The organism is Cedecea neteri (assembly GCF_000758305.1).
GTDB classification, from domain to species: domain Bacteria; phylum Pseudomonadota; class Gammaproteobacteria; order Enterobacterales; family Enterobacteriaceae; genus Cedecea; species Cedecea neteri_C.
On record NZ_CP009458.1, the window covers coordinates 2,997,886 to 3,012,021 of the forward strand.

General features: G+C 47.2%; 16 protein-coding genes. 9 read left to right on the forward strand and 7 right to left on the reverse strand.

Translation table 11 applies throughout. From position 1 onward, the window contains the following. Positions 1 to 12 precede the first annotated feature (12 nt). The 4 genes from LH23_RS23985 to LH23_RS14115 all read left to right on the forward strand — a co-directional run bounded on the left by LH23_RS23985 (position 13) and on the right by LH23_RS14115 (position 3,868). On the forward strand, positions 13 to 1,938 hold the full coding sequence (locus tag LH23_RS23985) for a hypothetical protein (RefSeq protein ID WP_156108039.1): 1,926 nt from the start codon (positions 13 to 15) through the stop codon (positions 1,936 to 1,938). A gap of 76 nt (positions 1,939 to 2,014) precedes the next feature. After that, a protein-coding gene (locus LH23_RS14105; protein WP_374733224.1) for an IS3 family transposase occupies positions 2,015 to 3,123 on the forward strand; the annotation gives its coding sequence in 2 pieces (ribosomal slippage) (positions 2,015 to 2,276 and positions 2,276 to 3,123; 1,110 coding nt in all). Positions 3,124 to 3,262: 139 nt separating this feature from the next. Beyond that, the gene (locus tag LH23_RS14110) at positions 3,263 to 3,574 is read left to right on the forward strand and encodes a hypothetical protein (protein ID WP_052050241.1); all 312 of its coding nucleotides are present in this window, start codon (positions 3,263 to 3,265) and stop codon (positions 3,572 to 3,574) included. A gap of 36 nt (positions 3,575 to 3,610) precedes the next feature. Continuing rightward, entirely contained in the window at positions 3,611 to 3,868 is a 258-nt protein-coding gene (locus LH23_RS14115) for a 3TM-type holin (protein WP_231560127.1), read from the forward strand. Between the two features lie 9 nt (positions 3,869 to 3,877). Here LH23_RS14115 and LH23_RS23990 read toward each other — a convergent pair whose 3' ends face one another. Both LH23_RS23990 and LH23_RS14120 read right to left on the reverse strand, forming a co-directional pair. Next, positions 3,878 to 4,249, reverse strand: a complete 372-nt coding sequence (locus LH23_RS23990; protein WP_156108040.1) for a hypothetical protein — start codon at positions 4,247 to 4,249, stop codon at positions 3,878 to 3,880. A gap of 85 nt (positions 4,250 to 4,334) precedes the next feature. Continuing rightward, on the reverse strand, positions 4,335 to 5,609 hold the full coding sequence (locus LH23_RS14120; RefSeq protein ID WP_039292219.1) for a KAP family P-loop NTPase fold protein: 1,275 nt from the start codon (positions 5,607 to 5,609) through the stop codon (positions 4,335 to 4,337). A 113-nt stretch (positions 5,610 to 5,722) separates the two neighbouring features. Here LH23_RS14120 and LH23_RS14125 point away from each other — a divergent pair, with 113 nt between their 5' ends. The 3 genes from LH23_RS14125 (at position 5,723) to LH23_RS14130 (ending at position 7,755) form a co-directional block, all read left to right on the forward strand. Then, the gene (locus LH23_RS14125; protein WP_039296710.1) at positions 5,723 to 6,202 is read left to right on the forward strand and encodes a methyltransferase; all 480 of its coding nucleotides are present in this window, start codon (positions 5,723 to 5,725) and stop codon (positions 6,200 to 6,202) included. A gap of 99 nt (positions 6,203 to 6,301) precedes the next feature. Further along, a complete protein-coding gene (locus tag LH23_RS23495) occupies positions 6,302 to 6,523 on the forward strand; it encodes a DUF2188 domain-containing protein (RefSeq protein ID WP_071842728.1) in 222 nt (73 codons plus the stop codon). Positions 6,524 to 7,008: 485 nt separating this feature from the next. Beyond that, positions 7,009 to 7,755: a MipA/OmpV family protein gene (locus tag LH23_RS14130; RefSeq protein WP_039292222.1), complete on the forward strand. Its 747-nt coding sequence runs from the start codon at positions 7,009 to 7,011 to the stop codon at positions 7,753 to 7,755. A gap of 98 nt (positions 7,756 to 7,853) precedes the next feature. Here LH23_RS14130 and LH23_RS14135 read toward each other — a convergent pair whose 3' ends face one another. Both LH23_RS14135 and gapA read right to left on the reverse strand, forming a co-directional pair. Next, positions 7,854 to 8,744 carry a D-hexose-6-phosphate mutarotase gene (locus LH23_RS14135; RefSeq protein ID WP_039292224.1) on the reverse strand — a complete coding sequence of 297 codons (891 nt, stop codon included), beginning with the start codon at positions 8,742 to 8,744 and terminating at the stop codon, positions 7,854 to 7,856. A gap of 83 nt (positions 8,745 to 8,827) precedes the next feature. Continuing rightward, complete coding sequence (gene gapA / locus LH23_RS14140; protein WP_008456666.1) at positions 8,828 to 9,823, reverse strand: glyceraldehyde-3-phosphate dehydrogenase; 996 nt, start codon at positions 9,821 to 9,823, stop codon at positions 8,828 to 8,830. A gap of 344 nt (positions 9,824 to 10,167) precedes the next feature. Between gapA and msrB the strand changes: the two genes are divergently transcribed. Both msrB and LH23_RS14150 read left to right on the forward strand, forming a co-directional pair. Then, the gene (msrB, locus tag LH23_RS14145) at positions 10,168 to 10,581 is read left to right on the forward strand and encodes a peptide-methionine (R)-S-oxide reductase MsrB (protein WP_039292227.1); all 414 of its coding nucleotides are present in this window, start codon (positions 10,168 to 10,170) and stop codon (positions 10,579 to 10,581) included. A gap of 39 nt (positions 10,582 to 10,620) precedes the next feature. Continuing rightward, entirely contained in the window at positions 10,621 to 10,902 is a 282-nt protein-coding gene (locus LH23_RS14150) for a YeaC family protein (RefSeq protein ID WP_039292230.1), read from the forward strand. Positions 10,903 to 10,950: 48 nt separating this feature from the next. On the opposite strand, the gene LH23_RS14155 is transcribed toward LH23_RS14150, so the two are convergent. The 3 genes from LH23_RS14155 to ansA all read right to left on the reverse strand — a co-directional run bounded on the left by LH23_RS14155 (position 10,951) and on the right by ansA (position 14,091). Continuing rightward, positions 10,951 to 12,225, reverse strand: a complete 1,275-nt coding sequence (locus LH23_RS14155) for a glycoside hydrolase family 18 protein (protein WP_039292233.1) — start codon at positions 12,223 to 12,225, stop codon at positions 10,951 to 10,953. A gap of 204 nt (positions 12,226 to 12,429) precedes the next feature. Next, positions 12,430 to 13,065 (reverse strand): bifunctional nicotinamidase/pyrazinamidase, encoded by a 636-nt coding sequence (gene pncA, locus LH23_RS14160; protein WP_039292238.1) that lies wholly within the window; start codon positions 13,063 to 13,065, stop codon positions 12,430 to 12,432. 9 nt (positions 13,066 to 13,074) lie between these two features. Next, on the reverse strand, positions 13,075 to 14,091 hold the full coding sequence (gene ansA / locus LH23_RS14165) for an asparaginase (protein WP_039292241.1): 1,017 nt from the start codon (positions 14,089 to 14,091) through the stop codon (positions 13,075 to 13,077). Positions 14,092 to 14,136 lie beyond the last annotated feature (45 nt).

Sequence of the window (14,136 nt, forward strand, 5' to 3'; positions counted from 1 at the left end):
TTCCTAGATTCAATGGCAAAGAGTCGCAAGGATTTTCAATCAATTCTTAACTATCGTCAAACTGATGGGACTATTGATTATGCAATCGTAAGCGGGGTTATCACTGCAACCTCAACCACTGGTGATAAAGATTCTGTAGTGAACAAGGTGTACACATTTACACCATTAGATGTTATCTCAGAACTACGCACAATCAATGCATTACAGCCACTCTATGAAGGTTCATTTGGTGTTGGCTCAAACGGCGTAGACGTACCACAGTACGAACCAGTTACCCCAGATGGTAACAGCTTTATCAAGGTTCCAGCAGATCAGACAGACAATCCCGTTGGGGCTGATATGTTGGGTATAGGTCTTGTAGATATGAGTAGTGTATGTAAGCTTGCTATCTCAAAGGCAGGTAATCTAAACATCTACGCGATGAACACAAGTACCGCATGGACTCGTATACTAACAGCAACACAGATTGCAAATCAGTATGTACCACTTAGCCGTACTGTAAATGGTAAGGCATTAACGAGTGATATCGTACTTAATAATACTGATGTAGGTTTAGGCAATGTTACTAATGAAAAACAATTAGTAGCCTCTAAAAATCTAAGTGATGTAACAAGTGTAATCACAGCACGTAAAAACCTAGATGTTTATAGTACTGGTGAAGTTGATAGTAAACTAACTGATATCAATAATAATCTAAGTGGCAATTATGCGACAAAACAAAATCTATCTGATGCTGTACAACCATTGGCAACAAAAACCGAACTTAGTGATGCAGTGGCACCACTTGCTACCAAAACAGAACTTAGTGATACTGCGGCAACCCTAGTACCAAAAACTACTACGGTAAATGGTAAGGCTCTATCTGGTAATGTCGTAATTAATAGTGCTGATGTAGGTTTGGGTAATGTTACTAATGAAAAACAATTAGTAGTTTATAAAAATCTAAGTGATCTAGGTGATGTTAATGCCGCACGTACTAACTTAGGTTTAGGAACTATGGCATTACAGAATTCAAATGCAGTTAATATTACTGGTGGACAGGCAGTGCTAAATTATATTTCTTCAACCTCTGGAGGATTTAATAGTACTGCATCAAACCCACTATCAATTGCTTCTGTTAGTCCGACAATCAAATTTACCGAAGCTGGCGTAAAGGATTGGTTTTTAGTAGCTAACGGTGGTTCTATTCGTCTACAACCAGACAGTACTGGTAGCCCAGATATTGCATTTAGTTTTAATCCTGCTACTAAACTAATGTCCCTAATGAATGTTAACGCAAGTTCACTAACTTTAGGTACTGCATTAGGAATTCTTAGTGGTGGTACTGGTGCTAATAATGTTGCTTCCGCTCGTACAAATTTACAAGTAGATCGTCTAATTCAAAATAATAGTTTCACACTACTAACTTCACCAGATAATACACGTTTAGTTATTGGTAATGGTGGTGATATAGGTTTCCAAAACAGTAATGGAAATCCAATTGGATTACCTATTACGGGTGGTGGTACTGGTAGTATTAATGCGGTGGGTGCTCGTACTAACTTAGGTCTAGGATCAAATAATACACCAACATTCGCTGGTGCAGATCTTACAACCTCTGGTGTAGCTAACAGTGGTATTTTAACCCTTAACATTGCAAATACATCTGGTGCTACTACAAGTTCAGGTCGATTATACCATGAAGTACAAAATGGTGTAGGTAAGATGACATTCCATGTTAGTGCGAATGGAAAAAATGCTTACATGCAATTAGATGAAGATGGGAAATTAATAGTACCAGGAACATTATCAGCCTCTGGCGGTATCACTGCTAATTCTTCAATTATCGCCGCACAAGGTCAAGTAGTAGGACTTACTACAACAAGTGGTGGCAATAAGAACATATTCTTATCAAATGCACCTGGGGATGGTTCTTCTGGTGGGTGGGTTAACTTCTGACCCTGACCCGAAATCCTGCTCCATTCAGAAACAGAATTCCGGCATGATCTACACTCCCTGAACGGAGGTGGTGCCGATGAAAAAATCACGATTCACCGAAGAACAGATTGTTTTTGCCCTGAAGCAGGCTGAACTGGGGACGTCCGTGCCGGACGTCTGTCGCAAACTGGGCATCTCCGATGCCACGTTCTATACGTGGCGCAAGAAATACGGCGGGATTTCTCCTTCGGAGCTGAAGCACATGCGGCAGCTTGAGGAAGAGAATCTCAGGCTGAAGAAGCTGGTTGCCGATCTGAGCCTCGACAAGGCCATGCTGCAGGATGTACTGGCAAAAAAGACCTGACGCTGGCGCGTCTGCGTGAATGGGTCCGGGACTTGCAGGCACGCTACGGGGCCAGCGAGCGGCAGGTCTGTTTTGCGCTACGGATCAGCCGCAGCTCTTTCCGCTATCGTTCTGTGGCAGCAGACGACAGTGCGCTACGCCTGCGTATCAGGGAGATCACCGAAACCCGGGTCCACTATGGCTACCGCCGGGTTCACGTCATGCTCAGGCGGGAGGGCTGGCGGGATAATCATAAACGCATTTACCGGCTCTACAGTGAGCAGGGGTTGTCCCTGCGTCTCAAACGCCCGCGCCGGAATAAATCGGCACAGCGTCGGCAGCCCCAGCCTCAGGGGTTGTATCCGAATCATATCTGGGGCATGGACTTTGTCTCTGACGCCTTATTTGACGGGCGTCGGTTACGTCTGCTGACGGTAATTGATCTCTACACCCGCGAATGTCTGGGGATCTGCGTGGGCCAGAATCTGCGCTCAACGGAGGTCGCAGAGATGCTGAACACCATTGCGCTCAGACGGTCCTTACCACAATTACTGAAAACCGATAATGGCTCTGAATTTGCAGGGAAAATGCTGGACAAATGGGTATATGAACGAGGGATCCGTATAGACTTCTCACGCCCGGGAACACCGACGGACAATGCCACTGTGGAGTCGTTTAATGGCAGGCTGCGGCAGGAATGTCTGAACGAGAACTGGTTCATGTCCCTGGAGGATGCACGGTGCAAAATCGAGGCCTGGCGCATACACTATAACCAGAGACGTCCCCATTCTGCGCTGGGCTGGATGACGCCATCTGAATTTGCCGAGAAGTCTGTCGGTTGCAAGAATATGCAGCCAACATGAGGCCGGTTATTCCTGATTATGACTGGAGCATATTCGGGGTCAGGGTCAGTAAGATTATCTATGACTTCTATAATGAAGCAGAGAAAGGGGCAAGATTAGTAATTTCAGATATCAAAGGATCATTTAAGGTAATAAAACAATGAGTATGGAAGAACATTTTGAAGGCGAAACGCCATATATTACACTAGATAGTCATACGCCAATGGCTAATAGTAAACCAATTCATAATATGTTTATGAGTAAACACGTAAGAAAAAAACTAAAAGAAACTGGCTATACTAGCAATCAGCATATGAATGTGATGTTTGAACGTAGTAAACCCTTGCGTGTTGGGGATAGCTACACATGGAAACTACGCGAAATGGAATTCAACGTAGTAGTACTAGGTAAAACAGAGTTATTCGTAAAGGGGATGCGAGTATATGCCTACTGCGTAGGGATAATTGAATAAATGCTAACAGTAATACTAGGTCTTATATCTAAGGGAATGGATTTTTTCATCAAGAAACAAACCATTCAACAGGAAGTAAGTAAGACCAATGCCGAAGGGCAGATTGAAGTAAACAAAGAAGAAATCGAGCGAACGTCTTTTCACTGGCGTAATGCTCTAGGATTCGTGATTACTGCAATCATCCTATACAACTGGATCATAGTACCAGTACTTGACGCTTTTGGGATTGTAGTAATACAAGTTCCATTGGGGCAACTTATGCAGGTGCTATTGATCATGGTTGGTGGAAGTTAAGAAAGCCCCTTATGGGGCTTTTTTGTTTTTTAGCACAGAACAAATAATTGTTAATGATAATAATGCACCTGTTATCCCATACCCCCATCGATCAGGACATGCTACTGATGTGTCAAAAACTGCTACGGGAACAGTTATAAATCCTACTGCTATAGAAGATAAAAATATAAGATCAATGTCCTTTCCCATGAAAGTTATATTTTGTAGTCTTTTCTTAATAGTAGTAAAACCTGGAAGCACTGTAAGTATTAAAGCGTAAACACCAAGTGCACCTGATGTTGTTAACCCTGCACGCAATAGTCCATACACTATAGTTGCATTTATAAATAACGTTAAGGAAAACGCTAACGAAAATTTAAATAAATTCAATAAATTATTCATGGCAGTTCCACAAGTACCTTTTTTTGTAATTTTAAGACTGAGAAATTAAAAATACCCATTATGGTATTCTAATGAGTTTCTGATGTTATAGAATATCTTCGAAGTTTCGTAATGCACATTGCAATGGTTTTTTCAATTCATGCCAATCATCATAAATTGGCATGACGCCCATTTTGACCATTTCTTGTTCAGATAATGTGCTGTTATAAATTACCTTTTCTATAAATGTTTTACTTATTTCCGTGATATTATCTTTATTGATCGCTTTGAATATTTCCTCAGCAGAGGCGGAGTTTGTTTCTATTTTTTTGAATGTCTCTGGCTTTATTATTTTTAGATACGAGATTATGGCAATTGATACCTGCTGAGCCTCAGATGACTTTAATTCATTTGAACTTGAAATTATTAATATAGAAAAACAACGTTCACATTCACGTAATGAGCAATTACTGAGTTTAAGCAAGTTTTTAAGTGTGCTAATTGCATATTTAAAATCACCATTCATTTTTAAATTCAGTTCTCTTGAGAGATATTCTATAAATTCATAAGTAGTGCTTTTATCGAATCTCTGTTCAAGCTTTGGTAATGTGAACCAAAAATGAATGAATTTATTTAAATAGATATCTGCATCTATTTGCCCATACCTTTTTTGGATGGTTTTTGTAAACTGCTCTTTATTCATTGCTAGAATGAAAAATACAGATTTAGCATTGAATATATGTTTTATTTTTTCCAGTAATTCTAAAGAGAAATCTGGTCTAGCTCTGTCTAACTCATCTATGATAAATATTATCTTTTTATCACCCGACACTTTTTCTATAGAGGCCCTAAAAGTATCAATGATATTTTTCTCTTCTTCTGCTTTTTGTAGTTTTTCTTCAATAATCTTCTCAATTTGGTCATTTACATTTTCTTCAATAACTTCACCAATTTCTTCAAAGTCACTACCTTTCACTAAACCAACAGTACTAACTCTTGTAGCAATTCTTAATGCCGGCTTCCAAAGAAGTTTGCCAATTTCTTTTGCGGCATTCATATAATTTGATTTCTTTTCTGGACTTTTAATTGATGGATAAATCGCTGAAGCAAGAGCTAAAAATGCATCCTCTTGATAATCATTTTTGAAGGCATCAAAATAAATCACTTCATATTCATTATTTGTAATTATTTCATTTTCCCATAGTTTTAAAAATGTGGTTTTCCCATTCCCCCACTTATCATCTAGTGCAATTACTAGCCCGTCATCCTCAGAGATGGATATTATTCTTTCTAGCTGCTTACTTAATCGCTTTCTCCCAAATATATCATTGTTAAAACTAAATCCTTGGCCATAATTCAGTTCTGGTAGAAGCAGTTTCATATAGATTCCATTGTATTGATTGAAAAGTGTGTTTTATAACTTAATAGATGCTCGTATGCTTGCCTTGTCATACGACAATAAATATCACTACAACAAGTGTACAAGGGTATTTTATGGCAAGACTAACTAAAAAGGAAACTAAACTACATCAACAGGTAATGGATTTAGTTCATTCAGATAAACTATTAACACATGATGGTAAAGAATTCATCCTACTAAATTACGCAGGGGATGGTATCGGATCTACTGGTGCTTTCTTCACTCCTGAAATGCTTAGTTGGGATTTTATAATCGATGTTGGATGTACTGGCAGGTGTATTGAACTACGTGCGGGAATAGGGCGGATATCGTTCGACCAATGGCAACGTAATAGATCAGAACACATAACGTGCGTAGAACTCAATCCTGAATACGTGATGACAGGTCAAGGGATTTTTCCAGAGGCTGAACGGATTTGTGCTGATGTTTTACAGTACTCCACCAGTGAACTATTTGATATTGACTATGGCAATCCACCATTCGGTAAGATCAAAGTTTCAGAGGCTGTTACAGGCTCTTATACTTGGGCTGCGAATTTCGCAGATTACGGTTGAGTACAAATAATGTGATCTACATGCAAGCGAAACGCAACATATAGTATCTATAATTAATAATGGCACCATATGGTGTACTTCATGTAGCAGGTAATTGTTATGGGTAAGAACCAGCACGTTGTTCCACATAATGGAGAGTGGGCTGTTCGCGGTGAGGGTAATGGTCGTGTCACTTCTACACACCATACTCAACAAGAAGCAATTGATGCAGGACGTACAATTGCACGGAATCAAGGAAGTGAGCTTGTAATTCATCGCCCGAACGGACAAATCAGGGACAAAGATTCTCATGGGAATGATCCGTTCCCACCAAAGGGTTGATACATAAAAAGAGGCCAAATGGCCTCTTTTTTTACATCGGTTTCAATGTTCCCATTGATTTAGGAATGCGTCCTTTCGTTTTTAGCACAGGTTAAAGAGCCGTTGGTATGTGTAATAGAGGCTCCCCGGAAGACGTCTGCTAAATGAACAGCAACCCTTGTGCCAGGTTGAAACCGGGCGCTCACGCTGCCGTCTCAGCGATTCACCTTCCTAAAATAAAGCGTAGATGGCATTTGCAAAACTTGCATACGGTCAACGCTCAATTTCAATGACATATCAATAACTCATCCTAAAAATTTCGTATTTGAGATAAGCGACAGGGTTCGCTTTCATCTGGCTGACATAAAGCTGAAAATCCGCCGTCATCTGATTGCGGGAAGCTAATAAGTTGGTTGAAGGTTGTGGCTAAGTAAATTATTTGGGATGGGAGCCAAGGGCGGTTACACTTCCAGCGCTGATTATTTGATTAAAGGACTGAAAGGATTGTGACCAAATTCAAACTTCTCGCATTAGGCGTACTGCTTGCCTCCTCCGTTACCGCTGCGCACGCAGAGGGCCCGTGGTCTATCGGTGCGGGGGCGCTGGTTTCGCCAAACCCTTACAAAGGTGACCAGAACCGCGTCTACCCGGCACCTCTGCTGGGCTATGAAGGTGACAATTTCTACTTCCGTGGTTTTAACGCGGGTTATTATCTGTGGAATGATGAAGCCGATAAGCTGTCCGTGACCGCCTATTATTCGCCGCTGCATTTCAGGCCGAAAGACAGCAACTACGACAGCATGCGTGCGCTGGATTACCGTCATTCTACCGTGATGGCCGGTCTGTCCTGGGTGCATAACACCGATTATGGTTTCCTGCGTACCGTGCTGGCCGGGGACATCCTCGACAACAGCAACGGCATCACCTGGGACACCGCCTGGCTGTATCGCTACAATGCGGATAGCCTGACGTTGACGCCGGGGATTGGTATCGTGTGGGACAGCAAGAATCAAAACAACTACTACTACGGCGTGAGCGGCAAGGAATCCAACCGCAGCGGCCTGAACGAGTATGACGCGGGTAACAGCTGGTCGCCGTACGTTGAGCTGTCCGTCAACTATAAGCTCAACGCAGACTGGAACGTGTTCGGTATGGGCCGCTATATGCGTTTGTCCAAAGAAGTGACCGACAGCCCAATGGTCGACAGCAACTGGACCGGTGTGCTGCTGACGGGTGTGAACTACAGCTTCTAATTGGTGCAACTTACGCACTAAAACGGGGCGCTCGCGCCCCGTTTGCTTTTTTATGGGGCAGAGGCTTGGCGCCTTTGCCCTAAGCTGGTGAAAACCGCTTAGCCTTTCTTCGCCACGCTAATGGTCTGGCTCAGACGGGTCGGTTTCTCCGCGCTGGCTTTCTGCTTTTTAGACGCACAGGCGGTTTCTACACAGACGAAGGCTTTGTAGCCGTCATCCGGCATATCACCCATCGAAACGGACAGGGCCGGACCAGGGTTCCAGCCCACCACGTTGTAATGATGGTGATGAACCACGTTCAGGGTGCGCTTCAGGTGGCTGGCATCGTGAATGACGCTGCACTCTTCCGGCGCGAGGTAGAGGCGATCTGTACGGTCCGGGAAGGTTTGTACGCCGTCAGTCAGCTCGCCTGCGGCTTCATTCAGCACTTTATCGATGTACGGATTACCCAGGCCGCTGACTTTTACATCCGCAATGTCGCCGACGTTGAAGTAGGTATGCAGGGCGGAAGTGGTTTCGAACTCGCCGTGCGCTTCCAGCTCGATTTCACAGGTTTTGCCCAGCTTGAAGCGGGCATAAAGCGTGAATTCATGTGGCCACAGCTTCAGCGTCTCGGCATTGTTATGCAGCTCGAAGGTCAGCACCACGCCGTTGGCGTCTTCGTTGTGCGCGCTCAGTGTCCACGGCTGGTTGCGTGCGAAACCGTGCGCTGGCAAATCAGCCTGTTCCGCCGGGCCAAACCACGGCCAGCAAATCGGCACGCCGCCGCGCAGCGCTTTGCCTTTATGGAACGGCGTGATGTCGCTCAGCCACAGCACCTCATCTTCGCCGGCAGGCTGCCAGGAGAGCAGGTGAGCACCCTGAAGCGCAAAAGATGCCCGCACCTGCGGGTGATCAATGACGATGACGTCCAGCTCATCGTTGACGCGGCGGGTGAGGGTAGGGGTAATTTGTTCGACGACCGGAAGTGCAAAAATTTTATTAATCATTTCTTTTTTCCTTAGTCCTGGTGATTTGAGGCAAAAAAAAGAGCGACCGAAGTCGCCCTTTAGGATCAGATACTCATCTCAACTTATTTGGAGATGTGAGCGATCAGATCCAGTACTTTGTTGGAGTAGCCAGTTTCGTTGTCGTACCAGGAAACCAGTTTCACAAAGTTGTCGTTCAGTGCGATACCTGCTTTAGCATCGAACACGGAAGTCAGTACTTCGCCGTTGAAGTCGGTAGATACTACGTCATCTTCGGTGTAGCCCAGAACGCCTTTCATTGCGCCTTCGGAAGCAGCTTTGATTGCTTTCTTAATTTCTTCGTAAGAAGCAGCTTTTTCCAGACGAACGGTCAGGTCAACAACGGACACGTTAGGGGTAGGAACGCGGAACGCCATACCGGTCAGTTTGCCTTTCAGCTCTGGCAGTACAACGCCTACCGCTTTAGCAGCACCGGTAGAAGAAGGGATGATGTTCTGAGCTGCGCCGCGGCCGCCGCGCCAGTCTTTGTGAGACGGGCCATCAACGGTTTTCTGAGTTGCGGTGGTAGCGTGAACGGTGGTCATCAGGCCTTCAACGATACCGAAGTTGTCGTTGATAACTTTAGCCAGTGGTGCCAGGCAGTTGGTGGTGCAGGATGCGTTGGAAACGATGTCCTGGCCAGCGTATTTTTCGAAGTTAGCACCGCGAACGAACATTGGGGTGTTGTCTTTGGAAGGACCAGTCAGAACAACTTTTTTCGCGCCAGCAGTGATGTGCTTACGAGCGGTTTCGTCAGTCAGGAACAGACCAGTTGCTTCAGCAACAACGTCAACGTTCACTTCGTTCCACTTCAGGTTAGCCGGGTCACGTTCTGCGGTAACACGGATAGTTTTACCGTTAACAACCAGGTTGCCGTCTTTAACTTCTACAGTACCGTTGAAACGACCGTGAGTTGAGTCGTACTTCAGCATGTAAGCCATATAGTCAGCGTCTAACAGGTCGTTGATTGCAACGATTTCGATGTCAGAACGTTCCTGAGCAGCACGGAAAACGATACGGCCGATACGACCAAAACCGTTGATACCTACTTTGATAGTCATAGTATTCCACCAGCTATTTTTTAGTGAATAAAAGGTTGGCTGTAAAATTACAAAAACCTTACGCAGCGTCAAGCGGAATCGTGTCAATCATTGCGACAAATCAATCCTGTGACCAGGGTTTGTACGACTGAACGCCTCACGCTTCCTTTTGGGCTTAAATCCAAATGGGGACGATGCGGGGGATTTTAAACGCCAGTCCCAACAATAATGTGATTCACGTCACGCTTTGTGCCGTGCCAGAATTTCAGGGCTAAGTTTAGAACAAAAAGCAGCACGGCGTTGTTAATTTTTTGTTAGAATGGCGGCGTGAGCTGTCCCAATTGAACTGACCGAGATGTACGCCTATGTCTAATCAATTACCCCCTGATTCAAATAAGAAAAACCTCAGCGAAATGCAATACTACGTGACCCAGAAGCACGGCACTGAACCGCCGTATTCAGGGCGTTTGCTGCATAACAAGCGTGACGGGATTTATCACTGCCTGGTGTGTGAAGCCCCGCTGTTTCTTTCGGAAACAAAATACGACTCAGGCTGCGGCTGGCCTAGCTTTTACGAGCCAGTCAGCCCGGATGCTATCCGCTATCTGACCGATAACTCTCACGGTATGGAGCGCGTTGAAATCCGCTGCGGTAATTGCGATGCACACCTGGGCCACGTGTTCCCGGATGGTCCGCAGCCGACCGGGGAGCGGTATTGTGTTAATTCGGCCTCTCTGAGCTTCACCGACGGGCAGAACGGTGAGCAGGTTGAAGGTTGAAGAATCGATTCAGCTAATTATTCCGCGACGGGGTGCCAAATGAGCAATCTGGATGAAATGTTGAGCGTGATGACGCCAGAGATTTATCAACGCCTGGCGACCGCGGTCGAACTGGGAAAGTGGCCTGATGGCGTAGCGCTGACCCAGGAGCAAAAAGACAACAGTCTCCAACTGGTGATGCTGTGGCAGGCGCGCCACAACACGGACGCGCAGCACATGACTATCGACACCAACGGCCAGATGGTGATGAAGAGCAAGCAGCAGTTGAAAGCGGAGTTTGGCATTGAGCCTGCGCCGTTTGTGACGATGAAGCTGCAATAAACAAAAAAGGGAGACACTCTGGTCTCCCTTCTTTTTCTTTGCTAATAACTACTTAGCGTGATCGATGCCCAACGACTCTGCAAGCTGCTTCGCCAACTGGTTGTTGTCATCTGCGCCATATTCCCAGAACATCGCTCCCCCTAAGCCTTTCTCCTTGATGTACTCGGCTTTAATTTTCACCGAGCGCGGATTCTCGTAGGAGATGGCGAACAGCGGTTTCCCTTCAGCAGACTTCAGCGTCAGGTACGGCACCTTCGCGTCGTCATCCCACTCTTCGGTAAAGCGCTTCTGCGGGTCGTTCAGCATTTTCTTCACCAGGTCGTTGTATTTGACGTAAGTGTCTTTCGTCAGATCCACGCCCAACGCAGTTTTAAACAGCTCGAGTTCGCGCTCGCCGAAGTAGGGCTGCGTAACCGGGTTTTTCTGCGCGTCTGGCTTTGACCAGTCAATGCCTGGCTCTACGGCGCGCTTAGGTACACGGCCATAGAAGCCGATACCGAGGTTCATCTGCTGCGGTTTCAGCCCGGCAGCAAGGTAGTTACTGACCACGAAATCAGCGCTGTACTTGTCGGCTTCGGCCACGGTTGGCCACTTTTTCGAATCATAGAGATTCGAGTTGAAGTACTGCGTGCCGTACGCCATGTCGTAGGTCATCAGGTTGATGTAGTTCAGCACCGGCGCAATGGCTTTTACGTCAACCCAGCTTTTCGGGCTTTCGGCATTGGCCCCGACGGCAATGGTGACCAGTTTTTTGTCGCCCACGGCTTTGCGCAGCTCTTTCAGCAGAGCGGTGAAATTATCCCGGTCGGCGTCCAGCTTATCCACCAGGCCCCATGCGCCATTTACCGGGAATTCCCAGTCGAGATCGATCCCGTCCAGGCCATATTTGTCCATCACTTCCTGCACGGAGCGGATAAACACCGCACGGTTTTCTGGCGTTGCAGCCGCGGCAGAGAAACCGCGAGCGCCCCAGCCGCCAACGGACAGTAATATTTTCAGCTGCGGGTTCTGTTTACGCAGTGTCGGGAGGGTTTCAAGGTCAGAAACAACTTTCGGGGAAAGATAAATTTGGTGCAGCTTTGACGAGTCTTTCAGGGCTTCGTTGGTTTCGCCTTTCTCATCGTTATAAATCAGGCCAAAGGAGTAATTGAGGTGGGTTATCTGGCGAACATCAAGCTTATTAATATCCCCACCCGGACCGGCAGTGACGTCGCCGCCGCCGTTGAAGTAACCCACGGAAAGCAAAGATTCAGCCTGTGCAACGCCGCTGCAGGCGAGCGTCACCGCGGCCACCAGCGGTAACATTTTACGTGTGAATGACATAATGATTCCTCTTTGACGGGCACAACATAAAAGCTCCCCGGCCACGCTTAACAGACGAAAACGGCGGAAAGCGAAATCAGCTAACGTGCTGAATAAATTCACTGAATATGATTATGAGAGCGCTCCCAGGTGAGGGCGAGCAAAAAAAGCGTAGATTGTGAGCGGAATCGATACAAAAGTGTGGGGCGGGTGCCGCCCCTACAATTATTGGCAGGTAAAATCGGCGAAAGTCATTAACGTGGCGCCTTTAACCGCCATCTCCTGGAAAGCTTCCAGGCTACTCTGGGGTTGCAGGTTCACGCCGCGACAGCCATCGGTGATGACAGTCACTTCATAACCCAGCGCCAGCGCGTCCAGCACCGTAAATTTCACGCAGAAATCCGTTGCCAGCCCCAGCACAACAAGGCTGCGGATGTCGTGCTCGCGCAGCCAGGCATCCAGTTCGGTTTGCTGCCGGTGGCCGTTATCGAAAAACGCGCTGTAGCTGTCGATAGCCGGATTTTGGCCTTTATAGACGATCTTATCGACGCCGGAAGCCTTCAGCAGCGGGTGAAGCTTTGCCCCTTCGCTGTTCTGAATGCAGTGATCGGGCCACCAGGTTTGTGCGAGGCCGTCGAGCATGCCCTCAGAAAAAGGCTCAGTGTCTTGTGTGCTGGCGAAACTTCCATGCTTTGCCGGGTGCCAGTCCTGGGTTGCTACCACGCTTTCATCGCGGGCGTGAAACAGCTCGATAAGCTGGTTAGCGACCTCGACGGTGCTGTCACCTTCCGGGACGGCAAGCGTGCCACCGGCACAAAAATCGTTTTGCAAATCAATCAACAGCAACGCACTTTGCGCCATTGGCATTCCTTATTCGTCAGGAGTGAGTTCACCACGCAGGTTTTGCGACATCGCATCACGGATCGCCTGAGCATCCAGGCCCTGGCTCAGCAGGTAGTGAAGCTTGGTTAACGTCGCTTCTACCGTCATATCGAACCCGCTGATAACGCCGGCCTGCGCCAGCGCGTTGCCGGTGGCATAGCCGCCCATGTTCACTTTGCCCGACATACACTGCGTGAGGTTAACCACCACGATGCCGCGCGCGCTGGCTTCCTGCAACTCTTTAATGAACGCGCCCTGCTGCGGGGCATTCCCCACTCCGTAAGAACGTAGGATCAGCGCTTTCACCGGCTGACGCAGGAAGTTGCCCACGACATCGGCAGAAATGCCTGGATAGATGGTGACCACGCCAATCGGCTGCGGCGTGATCGGGTGAACAATCAGCTCGCCTTCGCCGTGCGGGGCTGGGGGCGTATTCAGCTTACGGATGTGGATCCCGGCTTCCAGCAGCGGCGCAAGGTTAGGGGAGGCAAAGGCATCAAAGCCGTCGGCATGGGCTTTGGTGGTGCGGTTCCCGCGGTAGAGACGATTGTTGAAGAACAGCGTCACTTCGTTGATTGGGTAGTTGGCCGCCACGTACAGCGAATTGAGCAGGTTGATTTGCCCGTCAGAACGCAGCTCTGCCAGCGGGATCTGCGACCCCGTGACGATCACCGGCTTGCTGAGATTCTCCAGCATGAAGGAGAGCGCCGAGGCCGTAAACGCCATGGTATCCGTGCCGTGCAGGATCACGAAACCGTCGTACTCGTCGTAGTGGGCTTTGATGTCGTCGGCAATGTGCTGCCAGTCTTCGGGCGTCATGTCCGAAGAGTCCATCAGCGGATCGTATTCGTGGATCGTGAAGTCCGGCATTTCCGGGCGATGGAATTCAGGCATCATCGCCAGCTGGCGCTGCAGGTGGCCGGAAACAGGAATGTAGCCGTGTTCTGAACGCTGCATCCCGATAGTACCGCCGGTGTAGGCAACGTAGATGGATTTCTTTTGCATGGGGTTTCTCGAGGCTTTCGATATTTGCGGCAGAGTATAGAGAGG